Annotated in this window: 13 protein-coding genes; 6 read left to right on the forward strand and 7 right to left on the reverse strand. The window is 66.9% G+C overall.

All coding sequences use genetic code 11. The features are described 5' to 3' along the window. Nucleotides 1-82: 82 nt before the first annotated feature. The 6 genes from ABS761_RS02370 to ABS761_RS02395 all read left to right on the forward strand — a co-directional run bounded on the left by ABS761_RS02370 (nucleotide 83) and on the right by ABS761_RS02395 (nucleotide 6116). Nucleotides 83-919, forward strand: a complete 837-nt coding sequence (locus ABS761_RS02370) for an energy transducer TonB (protein WP_350406399.1) — start codon at nucleotides 83-85, stop codon at nucleotides 917-919. An 11-nt stretch (nucleotides 920-930) separates the two neighbouring features. Then, a complete protein-coding gene (locus ABS761_RS02375; RefSeq protein WP_350406400.1) occupies nucleotides 931-1830 on the forward strand; it encodes a MotA/TolQ/ExbB proton channel family protein in 900 nt (299 codons plus the stop codon). A 1-nt stretch (nucleotide 1831) separates the two neighbouring features. Beyond that, nucleotides 1832-2314, forward strand: coding sequence for an ExbD/TolR family protein (locus ABS761_RS02380; RefSeq protein ID WP_350406401.1), 483 nt, complete (start codon nucleotides 1832-1834; stop codon nucleotides 2312-2314). 98 nt (nucleotides 2315-2412) lie between these two features. Further along, the gene (locus tag ABS761_RS02385; RefSeq protein WP_350406403.1) at nucleotides 2413-3087 is read left to right on the forward strand and encodes a response regulator transcription factor; all 675 of its coding nucleotides are present in this window, start codon (nucleotides 2413-2415) and stop codon (nucleotides 3085-3087) included. A 67-nt stretch (nucleotides 3088-3154) separates the two neighbouring features. Continuing rightward, nucleotides 3155-4240: a sensor histidine kinase gene (locus ABS761_RS02390; protein ID WP_350406614.1), complete on the forward strand. Its 1086-nt coding sequence runs from the start codon at nucleotides 3155-3157 to the stop codon at nucleotides 4238-4240. Continuing rightward, entirely contained in the window at nucleotides 4230-6116 is a 1887-nt protein-coding gene (locus ABS761_RS02395; RefSeq protein ID WP_350406404.1) for a potassium transporter Kup, read from the forward strand. Before ABS761_RS02390 ends, ABS761_RS02395 begins: the two co-directional genes overlap by 11 nt. Nucleotides 6117-6143: 27 nt before the next feature. On the opposite strand, the gene ABS761_RS02400 is transcribed toward ABS761_RS02395, so the two are convergent. The 7 genes from ABS761_RS02400 to ABS761_RS02430 all read right to left on the reverse strand — a co-directional run bounded on the left by ABS761_RS02400 (nucleotide 6144) and on the right by ABS761_RS02430 (nucleotide 12663). Next, a complete protein-coding gene (locus tag ABS761_RS02400; RefSeq protein WP_350406405.1) occupies nucleotides 6144-6593 on the reverse strand; it encodes a hypothetical protein in 450 nt (149 codons plus the stop codon). A gap of 97 nt (nucleotides 6594-6690) precedes the next feature. After that, nucleotides 6691-7008 (reverse strand): monovalent cation/H(+) antiporter subunit G, encoded by a 318-nt coding sequence (gene mnhG, locus ABS761_RS02405; RefSeq protein WP_350406406.1) that lies wholly within the window; start codon nucleotides 7006-7008, stop codon nucleotides 6691-6693. After that, nucleotides 7005-7286 carry a K+/H+ antiporter subunit F gene (locus ABS761_RS02410; RefSeq protein WP_350406408.1) on the reverse strand — a complete coding sequence of 94 codons (282 nt, stop codon included), beginning with the start codon at nucleotides 7284-7286 and terminating at the stop codon, nucleotides 7005-7007. Before ABS761_RS02410 ends, mnhG begins: the two co-directional genes overlap by 4 nt. Further along, a complete protein-coding gene (locus ABS761_RS02415) occupies nucleotides 7283-7762 on the reverse strand; it encodes a Na+/H+ antiporter subunit E (RefSeq protein WP_350406615.1) in 480 nt (159 codons plus the stop codon). The genes ABS761_RS02410 and ABS761_RS02415 overlap by 4 nt, the downstream gene beginning before the upstream one ends. A 5-nt stretch (nucleotides 7763-7767) precedes the next feature. Further along, nucleotides 7768-9414: a monovalent cation/H+ antiporter subunit D gene (locus ABS761_RS02420; protein WP_350406410.1), complete on the reverse strand. Its 1647-nt coding sequence runs from the start codon at nucleotides 9412-9414 to the stop codon at nucleotides 7768-7770. After that, nucleotides 9411-9755 (reverse strand): Na+/H+ antiporter subunit C, encoded by a 345-nt coding sequence (locus ABS761_RS02425; RefSeq protein ID WP_350406412.1) that lies wholly within the window; start codon nucleotides 9753-9755, stop codon nucleotides 9411-9413. Before ABS761_RS02425 ends, ABS761_RS02420 begins: the two co-directional genes overlap by 4 nt. A gap of 1 nt (nucleotide 9756) precedes the next feature. Further along, nucleotides 9757-12663, reverse strand: coding sequence for a monovalent cation/H+ antiporter subunit A (locus ABS761_RS02430; protein ID WP_350406414.1), 2907 nt, complete (start codon nucleotides 12661-12663; stop codon nucleotides 9757-9759). Between the last annotated feature and the right edge of the window lie 149 nt (nucleotides 12664-12812).

Genomic DNA, 12812 nt, shown 5'->3' on the forward strand with positions numbered 1-12812 from the left:
ATTTTGAATTGAGAATCGTTCGCATTCCTGATAAAATCTCTCGGTTTCGGGGATTCGTCTCCACTCCTTGAACCATATCCCCATGCCTATTGGCTCAACACCCCGTTATCCGCTCCAGAGGCTGGCCGCCGCGCTCGTGGCGATCGGTCTGCATGCGGCTGTGCTGGCCATGGTCCTGTCTACAACGGCGGATCACGTGGCGCCGGGCGTGGAGGAGGCCCTCGACATCCAGTTTGTCGAACTTGGGCCGGCCATCGAGCCGACGGTCGAGCCGTCCGCGCCGCAGCCGGTCGTGGAACCTCCACCCGAACCTGAGCCCGAGCCGCCGCCCGAACCCGTGGTCGAGCCGGAGCCTGAGCCGGTGATCGAACCCGAGCCCGAACCTGTCATCGAGCCCACGGTCGAGCCTGCGCCCGAGCCTGTGATCGAGCCCGAGCCGGCGCCAGAGCCCGAGGCGATCATCGAGCGGCCCAAACCCGAGCCCCCGCCCAAGCCAAAGCCAAAGCCCAAGCCCGTGGTTCACAAGCCGGTACCTAAACCGGCGCCCAAGCCGGCACCCGAGCCAGTCGCCGCCGCTCCCGGCGTCAGCGCTCCCGCCGCGATGGCGCGTGGCGAGCATCAGGCAGTCGATCCGGACCGGCCGCGCACCATCGGGCAGGTCGATTACCTGGGACGGCGCCCCAGCCCGATCTATCCGCGCCTGTCCGAGCGTCGCGGCGAGCAGGGTCGTGTGGTGCTGCGCGTCCTGATTTCTCCGCAAGGCGGGGTGGCCGATGTGACCGTGCATCGCTCGTCGGGCCATTCGCGGCTGGATCAGGCCGCCATCGACGCCATGCGCAGCGCGCGGTTTCGCCCCTACACCGAGAACGGGATCGCCTACAAGGCGCTCGTCGACATTCCTTTCGATTTCGTTTTATAGGACACATCGCCATGCTTGAGTTCATGAGTGACGCCTTGCACATCCTGGCACAGGTGGCCGGGCCCGATGGCGCGGCGGGTGTCGCGCAGCCGCTGGCCGGTTCCACCGTGCCCCTGGCCGGCGCTGTCGCCCCCCTGTTGCCGACATCGCCGACACCGGCCGACCTGGGGCCGGGCGGCCTGGGTGTTCTGCATTTCGTGTCGCAAAGCGATGCCGTGGGCAAGTCGCTGTTCGTCTTCCTGCTGCTGATGTCGCTGGCGAGCTGGTACCTGATCCTGTCGAAATCCTTCACGCATTTGCGGATTCGGCGGCGCTCGGCCAAGTTCCTGGCAGAGTTCTGGGCGGCGAGTTCGCTCGAGCAGGTCGAGAACGAGATCGCCACGCACGGTGCCGAGGAGCCCTTTGCCCATCTGGCCAGCCACGCCATCCACGCTCGCAAGCACCATGCGAAATACGGTGCGATGAAACTCGAGGAAAGCGGTTCGACGGCCGCCTTCATCACCCGCACGATCCGCAAGGTGATCGACGAAGAGACCGCGCGCCTGGAAAACGGCCTGACGCTGCTCGCTTCGGTCGGCTCGACCGCGCCTTTCGTGGGCTTGTTCGGCACGGTCTGGGGCGTCTATCACGCGCTCTTGAGCATCAGCATGTCCGACGGCGTGACGATCAACCGGATCGCCGGCCCGGTGGGCGAGGCGCTGATCATGACGGGCCTGGGCCTAGCCGTGGCGATCCCGGCGGTGCTGGCCTACAACGCCTTCGTGCGCGCCAATCGCGTCTACCTGGCCAACCTGGACGCCTTCGCCCACGATCTGTTTACCTTCCTGTCGACCGGACAGCAGGTCGCCGAGAACGGTCATGAGCGTGGCCGCCATATCAGCCTCGCGGCCCCCACCGCCCGGGGAGCCTGACATGGCGTTCGGCGGCTTCGATTCCAAGGGTTCGTCCAGCACCATGTCGGAAATCAATATGGTGCCCCTGATCGACGTAATGCTGGTGCTGCTGGTGATTTTCATCATCACGGCGCCGTTGCTCAGCCACTCCATCCGCATCGACGTGCCGCGGGTCAGCGCGCAGCCGGTGGAGCAGGAGCCCCTCGTGGTGGACTTGGCCATCGACTCCCACGGCGGCATGTTCTGGAACGAGCAGCCGGTGGCGATGGCGGAGCTGGCCGCGCGTTTCGCCCAGGAGGCGGCGCGCGATCCGCAGCCTCAGGTGCGCATCCGGGCCGACCTCGACACGCGCTATGCGCTATTGGCGGAGATCATGGGCGCGGCGCGCAGGGCGGGGATCAAGCGTCTGGGCTTCATCACCCAGCCCGGCGAATCAGCCGCGCCGGGCACGGCCGACGAACCCGTCAAACCCGCTTCGGCCGCCGCGCCGGCCACGCATTGAACGCTTGAATCCACCGCTTGTCTTCAGGGTGTCGTCAGGAATGTAACGCCCGCGAACGAGCGCTGTGTGAGCACCGCGCTTCGGGCTAGAATCACGGCATGCGAGTGCTAGTGATCGAAGACGATACGACCCTGGGCCATGCCCTACGCGAATTCCTGGGCGATCAAGGCTATGCCGTCGACTGGCTCAAGGAAGGCGACCGCGTCGAGGGCGCGGTCGCGGGCCAGGCGTATGACCTGCTCCTGCTGGATCTGAACTTGCCGGGCCTCGCCGGGCTCGAGGTGCTGCGGCGCCTGCGGGCCGCGGGCAATCAGGTGCCGGTGCTGATCCTGACGGCGCGCGACGGGCTCGAAGACCGGGTCGCCGGGCTCGACGCCGGTGCCGACGACTACGTGACCAAGCCTTTCGAACTGCCCGAGCTCGCCGCGCGGGTGCGCGCCTTCGCTCGCCGGCGCGTCGGCACCGCCAGGACACTGCTCGAATGCGGCCCATTGGTCTTCGACACGGTGGACCGCCAGGTGCGCGTCGATGGTGTCCGGCTGTCCTTGTCGGTGCGTGAATTGTCGGTGCTCGAGATGCTCATGGCCCGTCCAGGCCGGGTCGTCACCAAGCAGCAGATCGTCAATTCTCTCTCGGCCTGGGATGCCGATTTCAGCGAGAACGCAGTCGAGGTTTATATCTACCGCCTGCGCAAGCGCCTGGACGGCACGGGCGCCGGCATCCAGACAGTGCGCGGATTTGGCTATCTGCTCGACACCGATCGTGCCCAATAGCGTAAAACCACCTGCGGCCTCGGACCAGGACGAGGCCGCGCCGCCTGGTGGCGTGCTCGGGCGCCTGATGCCTCGCGGCTCGCTGGCGCGGCACTTGGTCCAGCGCCTGTTGCCCGCCCTGGTGATTCTGGTGCTCATCGATCTGGTGGCGACCTGGTTCATGACGCGCGGCATCGCCGCCAATGCCTGGCTGCTGCGCGACCTGTTCTGGACCATGGTGTTCAGCCAGGCCTTCCTGGTGATCCTGTTCGCCTGGGTCCTGATCTCGGGTATCCGCTCCGAGCTCGCGTCCATCAATCGGCTGTCCGATGAAATCCGCCGACGCTCCGTCGACGACCTGCAGCCCTTGGATCAGACTGGCCTACCGATCGAGATCGCGCCCTTGGTGATACGCTTCAACGGCTTGCTGCAGGGGCTTGATGATGCCATGCAGGCGCAGCGCCGCTTCATAGGCCATGCGGCGCATCAGCTACGCACGCCGCTGGCGGGCCTGAAGCTCGAGTCCGAGCTGATGCTGGCGCGCGATCTGCCCGAGGACGTGCGCGCGCGCGCCGAGCGGATCAAGCAGGTCAGCGACCGGATGATCCGGCTGGGCCAGCAACTCTTGATCCTGGCGCGCGCGGACCATTCGGCGCGCCCGCGCGACAGCTTCACCCGGCTGGACTTGTGCGAGTGGATGCGCCATGCGGGCTCGGACTGGTTGGGCGCGGCCCGTGACCGGCGGCTCGAGCTGCAGCTTGTCGCGCCCGACGGGCCGGTCTGGATCGATGGTGATCCTTTGCTGCTGAGCGAACTGCTCGGAAACCTGATCGATAATGCGCTACGCTACGGCAAGGGGGCCACGAGGGTAACGCTGCGCATTGCCGCGAATCCGCCGTCCTTCACGGTCGAGGACGATGGCGCGGGCGTCGATACCGAGGATGTCGAGCGTGTGTTCGAAGCCTTCTACCGCTCGGCCGGCGCCTCGGTCGAGGGCTCGGGGCTGGGCCTGGCGATCGTACGCGAGATTGCCAGGGCGCATGGCGCCTGGTGGAGGCTCGCCAGCCGTCCCGACTTTCAAGGCACCCGCGTGACGATCGTTTTTCCCGGGCCTCGGCGGGGTGCTCATCTGACACGGATCGAATCGGCCGATGACGCCGCATATGCAAAATAATCCCGATGCTCGCACGTCCTCGCCCAAGGCCGCGCTGATGATTGGGGCGCTGGGCGTGGTATACGGAGATATCGGCACCAGCCCGCTGTACACCATGAAGGTCGCGCTCTCGGGCGCCGGGCGGCCCGATGCCGGACATATCCTGGGTGTGCTGTCCATCCTGTTCTGGATGTTGCTGGTGGTGGTTTCGCTCAAGTACGTGACCTGCATCCTGCGGGCCGACAACCGGGGCGAGGGCGGCACGCTGGCCCTCATGGAGCTCGCCGTGCGCGGCCGCTCCGAGCGGACCCGCTGGCGCCTGATGATATTGGGTCTGATCGGCGCCAGTCTGTTCTACGGCGACAGCATGATCACGCCGGCGATCTCGGTGCTGTCGGCGGTCGAGGGCATCGGCGTGATTTCGCACACCTTCGACCCGTGGGTGGTGCCGATCTCCGTGCTGGTGCTGGTGGCTCTATTCATGGTTCAGGCGCGCGGCACCGGGACGGTGGGCCGGCTGTTCGGCCCGGTCATGTTGCTCTGGTTCCTTGTGCTGGGCGTGCTCGGGGCCTGGCGCATCCTGCAGGTGCCGCAGGTCCTGCAGGCCATCAATCCCGTCTGGGCCTTGCGTTTCATTGGCGAGGCGCCCTGGGAAACCTTTGTGGCCCTGGGTTCGCTGGTGCTGGCGTTGACCGGGGCCGAGGCGCTATACGCCGACATGGGCCATTTCGGACGACCGGCCATTCGGCGCGCCTGGTTTTGGCTGGTCCAGCCCGCGCTGGTGCTGTGCTATTTCGGGCAGGGGGCGCTGCTGCTGGACGATCCGGCGGCCATCCTCAACCCCTTCTTTTTGCTGGCTCCGGGTTGGGGTCTCGTGCCGCTGGTGTGCCTGGCCACGGCTGCCACCGTGATCGCCTCGCAGTCGGTGATCTCGGGGGCGTTCTCGGTGACCCGGCAGGCCGTGCAACTCGGCTATTGGCCGCGCATGGTGATCCAGCACACCTCCGCGCGCGAGGAAGGCCAGATCTATTTGCCGCGGGTCAACTGGTTGCTGATGCTCGCTGTGCTGATCCTGGTCCTTGCCTTTGGGTCCTCTGATCGCCTGGCGCATGCATATGGCTTTGCCGTCACGGGCACCATGCTGATGACCTCGGTGCTGGCCTTCGCCGTCCTCCCTCGTGGCGCGCGCGGGGCGCGCCGCCTCGCCTGGCTCGCCTTGATCGGCGTGTTCCTGGTGATCGACATTCTGTTGTTTTCCTCGAACACGCTCAAGATCCACGAGGGCGGCTGGCTGCCGCTGCTGGTCGGCCTTGCGCTGCTTGCCCTGATGGTGACCTGGAAGCGCGGCCGCCAGCAGATCCACGAGATGCTGGCCGGCGATCAACAACCTCTGGCCGAATTCATGGAAGGGCTGGAGCAGTACCCGCCCACCCGCGTGCCCGGCACCGCGGTATTCATGAGCATGATCGTGGGGACGGTGCCGCCGGCGCTGCTGCACAACCTCAAGCACAACAAGGTGTTGCACGAGCAGGCCCTGTTCCTGACGGTCGAGAGCGTCGGCGTGCCTTATGTCCCATTCGACGAACGGGTGCGCCTCGAGCGCGTCAGCCGCAGCAGCTGGCAGGCGGTGGCGCGCTGGGGATTCAAGCAGGAACCCAATGTGCCGCAGGTCATCGAGCAGATCGCCCAGGAGGTGCCCGAACTCGAGCTCGATCCGATGCGGATTTCTTATTTCCTGTCCCGCCAGACCGTCATCGTCGTGCGCAAGCGCTCATGGCTGGATCTCTGCCAGCGGCGGCTGTTCGCCTTCATGGCACGCAACGCCAGCCGCAGCACCCGGTTCTACAAGATTCCGCCCAACCGAGTGGTCGAGATGGGCATGCAGACCGAGTTGTAGGCTCGGTCGGCGATTCGATGCCGCGACTCATTTCCCCATGCCGCCGCCCGACACGGGGGCCGGCGTCGCCGGTGCCGCTGCTGGTGTCGCGGGTGCCGGGATGGTGATCGTGGTTTCGCGCATGACGCCGCCTCCCGAGACCGAACCCTCAGTGACGGTGCCCGGTTTTTCCATCAGTGTCAGGCAGTCCTGGCGCTGGTCGGCGGGCAGGGCGTTGCAGCGCGCGGTCCGGTTGGCGTCCTCGGCTTGTACGCCGGGCGCCGAGAGCGCGTCGCGGCGGGTGGCCTCGAGCGCGGCGCCGGCCTCTCGCAGGCAGGCTTGTTGATCGATGCCCGGTGTGGAATGGCAGCGCTGGACGTCCGTCTGGTACTGCGCCTGTGCCGAATCCGCCGCGCGGGCGAGGGGGGAAAACAGGAGGGTGGCGCCCAGGCCGAGAGCGATCAGGCCGGCTGTGCGCGCGGGTGTCGGGATACGCATGATGAGTACTCCTTGCTCGAAGCGGCCCGGGGTTTTGGGTCGCGCTTGTCATGGATATCCAGTGTACGGGTTTGCCCTAGGGGTGCGTGTAACAAAGTCATTCCCGGTTGCGCCCGCCCTGGCGCCGGATGGCGCTTTGCATCAATAAAATAGCGGTGACCGGCGCGGTCATGATCAGAAACAGGCTGATCAGGAATTCGTGAAAGACCGGTCGGCCCTGCAAAGTGGTGGCCACCAGCATCGAGGCAAGCACCATGCAGAACACGCCCAGCGTCATGCCCAGCGTGGGGGCGTGCATGCGCTCGTTGAAGCTGCGCAGGCGCAGCAGGCCGATCGAACCGATGAGGGTCAGCAGGCCGCTGACGACGATCAGCAGGGCGGCGGGTACGATGATCCAGGCGGGCATGTCGGTCATGGCTCGATCACCTCGCCGCGCAGCAGGAACTTGGCCAATGCGGCCGATCCGACGAAGCCGAACAGGGCAATCAACAGGGCAACGTCGAAATACAGCCCCTCCTCGAAACGCAATCCCAGCACCAGGAGGATCAGCATGCCGTTGATGTAGAGGGTGTCCAGGGCGAGGACCCGGTCCTCGGCCGTGGGGCCGTGCATCAGGCGCAGGGCGGCGCACAACAGGCCGAGCGAGAAGCACAGCAGTGCAAAGGCGCCGGCCCAGTTCAGCAAGGGCATCATTCGAAGATCTCCATGAGTGGGGCCTCGTAGCGGTCCTGGATGGTGCGGGTCCAGGCCTCGCGATCCTGGAGGTCGAGGACGTGCAGGGTCAGGGTGTGGGTTTGCTCGTCCAGGCCCGCCCATACCGTACCCGGCGTATAGGTGATGATGCAGGCCAGGGCCGCCAGCCCGTGGGGGTCGCGCATTCGCAGCGGGATGTCGAGGAAGCCGGGCAATGCGCCCGCCCGGTCGCCCCGGAGGATGCGCCAGCCGACCGCGACGTTCGAGCGAGCGATATCCGCCGCGACATGGCCGATCAGCCGCGCCGCGGTCAGGGGGTGCGATAGGCTCGCGCGAACCGGCCGCAATCCGGGCGCAAGCAGGCTCAGGATCAGCGCGATCGATCCGCCCAGCACGAGGTTGCCCGTCGACAGGCTGTCGTTCAGCAGCAACCACAGGAGCAGCAGCAGGCACGGCAGCGGCAGGAATCGGCGCAGGGCTTTCATGGGGGATCCCCGCCGTTGCCCGAGGGCACTTGCGGCCGCAAGGGATCCTGCTGCAGCACCGCCTGCACATAATGGCGAGGCTGGTCGAGGTAGTAGGCCGTGTCTTCGAGATAGGCCATGACGGGGCCGGCCTTCCAGGTGAGGCCCACGCAGGTCAGCAACAGGATGCAGATTGGCGCTGCCTCGCTCAGGCGCAGGCGGGGCACGCGGATGTCGTCGGGTATCCAGAACAGGCGCACCCCGCTGCGGCTGAGCGCGATCAGGCAGGCGAAGCCCGAGCCCAACATGGCGCCCACCAGCAGCCAGACGTTGAGGGTGGGCGCGCCGAACTCCGCCGTGCGCAGGGCCGCCGACAGCAGCGAGAACTTGGCGACGAAACCCGACAGCGGCGGCAGCCCGATGACCAGCAGCGCGCAGGCAAAGAAGCTCAGCCCCAGGAAGGCCATGGCCGCCGGCAAGGGCATGCCGACGACGTCGTCGGACAGGTCCGCGCGATCGGGATCGTCGAGGTCAAAGGCCTCGAGGCTGATCGCCAGCAGGTCCGAGCCGAAGGATTGCGTGCGCGCCACCAGTTCGAGCAGCATGAACAGGGCGCCCAGCGCCAGGACCGAGCTGACCAGGTAGTACAGGGCGGGTCCCGTGAGGGTGACGCCCGGCATGCCCAGCGCGGCGAACAGTGTGCCCGAGGAGACGATGATGGCGTAGGCGGCGATGCGTTCAGGCTGTGTGCTGGCGATCATCCCCAGCGAGCCGAAGGCCAGGGTGATGATGCCCGCGGGGAACATCCAGGCGCCGCCGAATGCGGCCGGCGCCCCGGCCGGCAGCAGCAGCGAGCCGATGCGCAGCAGGGCGTAAATGCCCACCTTGGTCATGATTGCAAACAGCGCGGCCACGGGCGCGCAGGCCAGCGCGTAGGCGCTGGGTAGCCAGAAGTTCAGGGGCCAGGCGGCCGCCTTGATCAGGAAGGCGATTCCCAATACGGCCGCCGCCGCATCGAACAGGCGGCGGTCGGCGGCCGGCAGCATATGGACCCGCACGGCAAGATCGGCCATGTTCAGGGTGCCGGTCAGGCCATAGATCATGGCCAGGGCGATCAGCAGCAGGAAGGAGGCAATCAGGTTGATCCCGATGTAGTGCAGGCCCGCGCTGACCCGTTGTTTGCCTGAACCGTGCAGCATCAGCCCGTAGGAGGCGGTCAGCAGGATCTCGAAGCAGACGAACAGGTTGAACAGGTCGCCGGCGAGGAAGGCGCCGTTCAGTCCCATCAGCAAGAACTGGAACAGCGGGTGGAAGTGGGCGCCCGCGCGATCCCAGCGGGCCGTGGCGTATACCCAGCAGCACGCGCCCAGCAGGATGGTGAGGGCCAGCATCAGGGCCGAGAGGCGGTCTACGACGACGACGATGCCGAAGGGGGCTGGCCAGTCGCCGACCAGGTAGACGCCCACGCCGTCCGGCCACGGCCCTTGGGTCGTGTTGCCGGTCGCCGCGAGCAATTGCACCGCGACGATGGCCTGCAGGACCAGGGCGCTTGCCGAGATCGCCAGGCGCACGCCGCGCTGGTTGTCGCGCACGAGCAGCATCAGCGCGGCGGCCAGCAGCGGGATCAGCACCGGCAGGACCGGCAGGTGGTGGCTCCAGTTCACGGACGGTGCTCCTCGCCGTCAACGTGGTCGGTGTCAGCCAGGCCTCGGGAGGCGAGCAATACCACCAAGAACAGCGCCGTGGTCGCGAAGCCGATGACGATGGCCGTCAGCACCAGGGCCTGGGGCAGTGGGTCCGCGTATTGGCTGGGATCGGCCGCCCATTGCGTGTTGATGACCGGCGGCGCGTCCAGGCGAATGCGGCCCATCGAGAAGATGAACAGGTTCACCGCGTAGGACAGCAGCGCCAGCCCCATGATGAATTGAAAGGTGCGAGGACGCAGCAGCAGCCAGATGCCCGAACCCGCCAGCACCCCGATCGCGCAGGCCAATATCCATTCCATGTCAGTTTGCGTCCACGTCGGTCAAAGGGGGTTCAGGGAGCAGTTTGCGGTAGAAGCGCAGCGACTGGTGGGCCAGGGCGATGATGATCAGCACGGTGGCACCCACGACCAGCATGTACACGCCGAGGTCGAACAGCAGGACGCTGGACAGGTGCAGTGTGCCCATGATCGGCAGAGCCAGGTCCACGCTATAGGCCGACAGCAAGGGCTGGCCGGCCCACCAGACGCTCATGGCGGCCAGGCCGGCGACCAGCAGGCCCAGGCCGATCCAGGCCTGGGGCCGGATGAGGGGGCGCGCCTCGACCCATAGCACGCCGCCGACCATGTATTGCAGGATGATCCCGGTGGCCATGATCAGGCCGCCGACGAATCCGCCGCCGGGCAGATTGTGGCCGCGCAGCAGGAAGTACAGGGAAATCAGGGTGGATACCGGCAGCAGCAGGCGCACCAGGACGGCTGGCAGGCGCATTAGGCCATCTGGCAGCGGCGCCTGGAGATCGGGCTCGACGAAGGCCGCCGCCGTGCCGGCCGTCGTGCTGCGCTGGCGCAGCGGCGCGGCGATGGTCTCGGCCGGCGGTCGGAAGCGGCGCAGCAGCGCGTAGACGCTAAGGGCCACGATGCCCACCACCGTGATCTCGCCGAAGGTGTCGAAACCACGGAAGTCCACCAGGATCACGTTGACCACGTTGGCGCCGCCGCCCAGCGGCAGGGCCTGTTCGATGAAGAAGCCCGATACCCCGCGCGGGGACGGCCGAGTCATCATCGCATAGGCGAGCAGCGCCAGCCCGCCGCCCCCGAGAGCGGCGATTCCCAAGTCGCGCAGGCGGCGGATGGCCGTCAGCCGCGCCGTCGGACCGGGGAACTCTTCGATGCGCGGCGGCAGCCAACGCAAGCCCAGCAGAATCAGCACCGTCGTGACAACCTCGACGGCGAGCTGGGTCAGGGCCAGGTCCGGCGCCGACAGCCACGCATAAGTGATGCTGGTCACGAGGCCGGCCGCGCCGGCCAGCATGAGCGAGGCCGCGCGGTGGTATTTGGCCTGGTGGGCCGCAGCCAGCGCGCAGGCGCCGCCTGCCAGCCACATCAGGCCGAACGCGGCCTGGGGCGGGGTGCTCAGGGTCGTCTGCCACCAGCCGCCGTGCCACAGCGGCAGCGTGGCCACACCCAGGGTCGAGATCACGAGCAGCAGCACCTGGGGTTGCAGCCGCTGGGTCTGGAGGACGCCCAGCAGTCGCGCGGACCAGTCGTCGATCGCCTCGAGGATGGCCTCGAAGGTATGCCGGCCATCGAGGCGGTAGATCAAAGGCGTGCGCCCCGGGTGGCGCCGGTCCCGGTCGCGCAGCAGCGCGTGCAGCGTGATGCCGCCCACCGTTGCGGCCAAGCTCATTGCCAGGGGCAGGTTCAGGCCGTGCCATACCTGCAGGTTATAGGCCGGCAGGTGCGTGCCCAGCAGGGCACGCATGGCCATGCCCAGGATCTGGCCCAGTGTGGCGCCGGGCAGTATGCCGACGATCAGGCAAATGAGCGTCAGCAGCATGCATGGGATCAGCATGCGCAGGGGCGGCTCGTGCGGAGTGCGCGGCAGGTCGTGGGCGGGTGGGCCGAAGAAGACCTGCAGGATGAAGCGCAGCGAATAGGCCACGCTGAAGGCGCTGGCCACCACGGCCACGATTGGCAGCCCCCAGCGTGTCGCCCAGTGTCCCGTGACGAATACGGTTTCCGCAAAGAACATTTCCTTGGAGATGAAGCCATTGAGCAGCGGCACGCCCGCCATGGCGGCGGCCGACACCATGGCCAGGGTCGCGGTCAGGGGCATGAGTGTGCGCAGGCCGGACAGGCGCGTGAGGTCGCGGGTGCCGCTTTCGTGGTCGACGATGCCGGCCGCCATGAACAGCGAGGCCTTGAAGGTGGCGTGGTTGATGATGTGAAAGATCGCCGCGACCAGCGCCAGCGGACTGCTCATCCCCAGCAGGAGTGTGATCAGGCCGAGGTGGCTGATCGTCGAGTAGGCCAGCACGCCCTTCATGTCCCGCTGGAAGGTCGCCGCATACGCCCCCAGCAGCAGCGAGCATAGGCCCGCGCCGCCGATGGTCCAGGTCCACCAGTCGGTACCGGCGAAGACGGGCCAGAAGCGCGCGAGCAGGAATACCCCCGCCTTGACCATGGTGGCCGAGTGCAGGTAGGCCGAGACCGGCGTGGGGGCCGCCATCGCGTTGGGCAGCCAGAAGTGAAAGGGAAACTGGGCGCTCTTGGTCAGGGCGCCCAGGGCGAGCAGAATCAGCAGGATAGGATACCAGCGGTGTTCGCGGATGAGGCTCCCCGAGGCCAGGACCTCGTCGAGGTCGTAGCTGCCGACGATATGGCCGATGATGAGCATGCTCGCCAACAGGCAGAAACCGCCGGCGCCGGTCACCAGCAGGGCCATGCGGGCCCCCCGGCGCGCGTCCATGCGGTGGTGCCAGTAGCCGATCAGCATGAAGGACGACAGGCTGGTGAGTTCCCAGAACACCAGGAGCTGGATCAGATTGCCCGAGAGCACCACCCCCAGCATGGCGCCCATGAAGCCGAGCAGAAAAGTGAAGAACCGGGGCGCCGGGTCCTGGTCGGACAAATAGTAATGAGCGTACAAGGCGATGAGGGCGCCCATCGCGGTGATGATCACCGCGAACAGCCAGGCGTAGCCGTCGATGCGCAGGGTGATGTCCACGCCCTGGGTGGGGATCCAGGGTATCCGGATCTTGATCACGTCGAACGCCAGCACCTCGGGCGTGAGTGCCAGCACCATTCCCAGGCAGGTCAGCGCGCACAGTCCCGCCAGCCAGGCCCCGCTGCGCCGCGCTGACGCGGGCAGCAACGCCGCGCACAGACTGCAGGCGAACGGCAGGGTCAGGATAAGCGTCAGAAGCATGGGGGAATGCTGCGGATTCGATGCAAGAGTGCTTATGATACGTGATGTTCAAGGTTTGATTTACGTCAAGGCCGTTCCCCGTGCGTCGCCCGACAATGCGGTCTGGCCTATCAGACCCGGCAGGCATACACCCTCCGTTCGCGTTCAGG

Origin of the sequence: Castellaniella sp. GW247-6E4 (genome assembly GCF_040276065.1) — a bacterium.
In the GTDB taxonomy this organism is placed as follows: domain Bacteria; phylum Pseudomonadota; class Gammaproteobacteria; order Burkholderiales; family Burkholderiaceae_B; genus Castellaniella.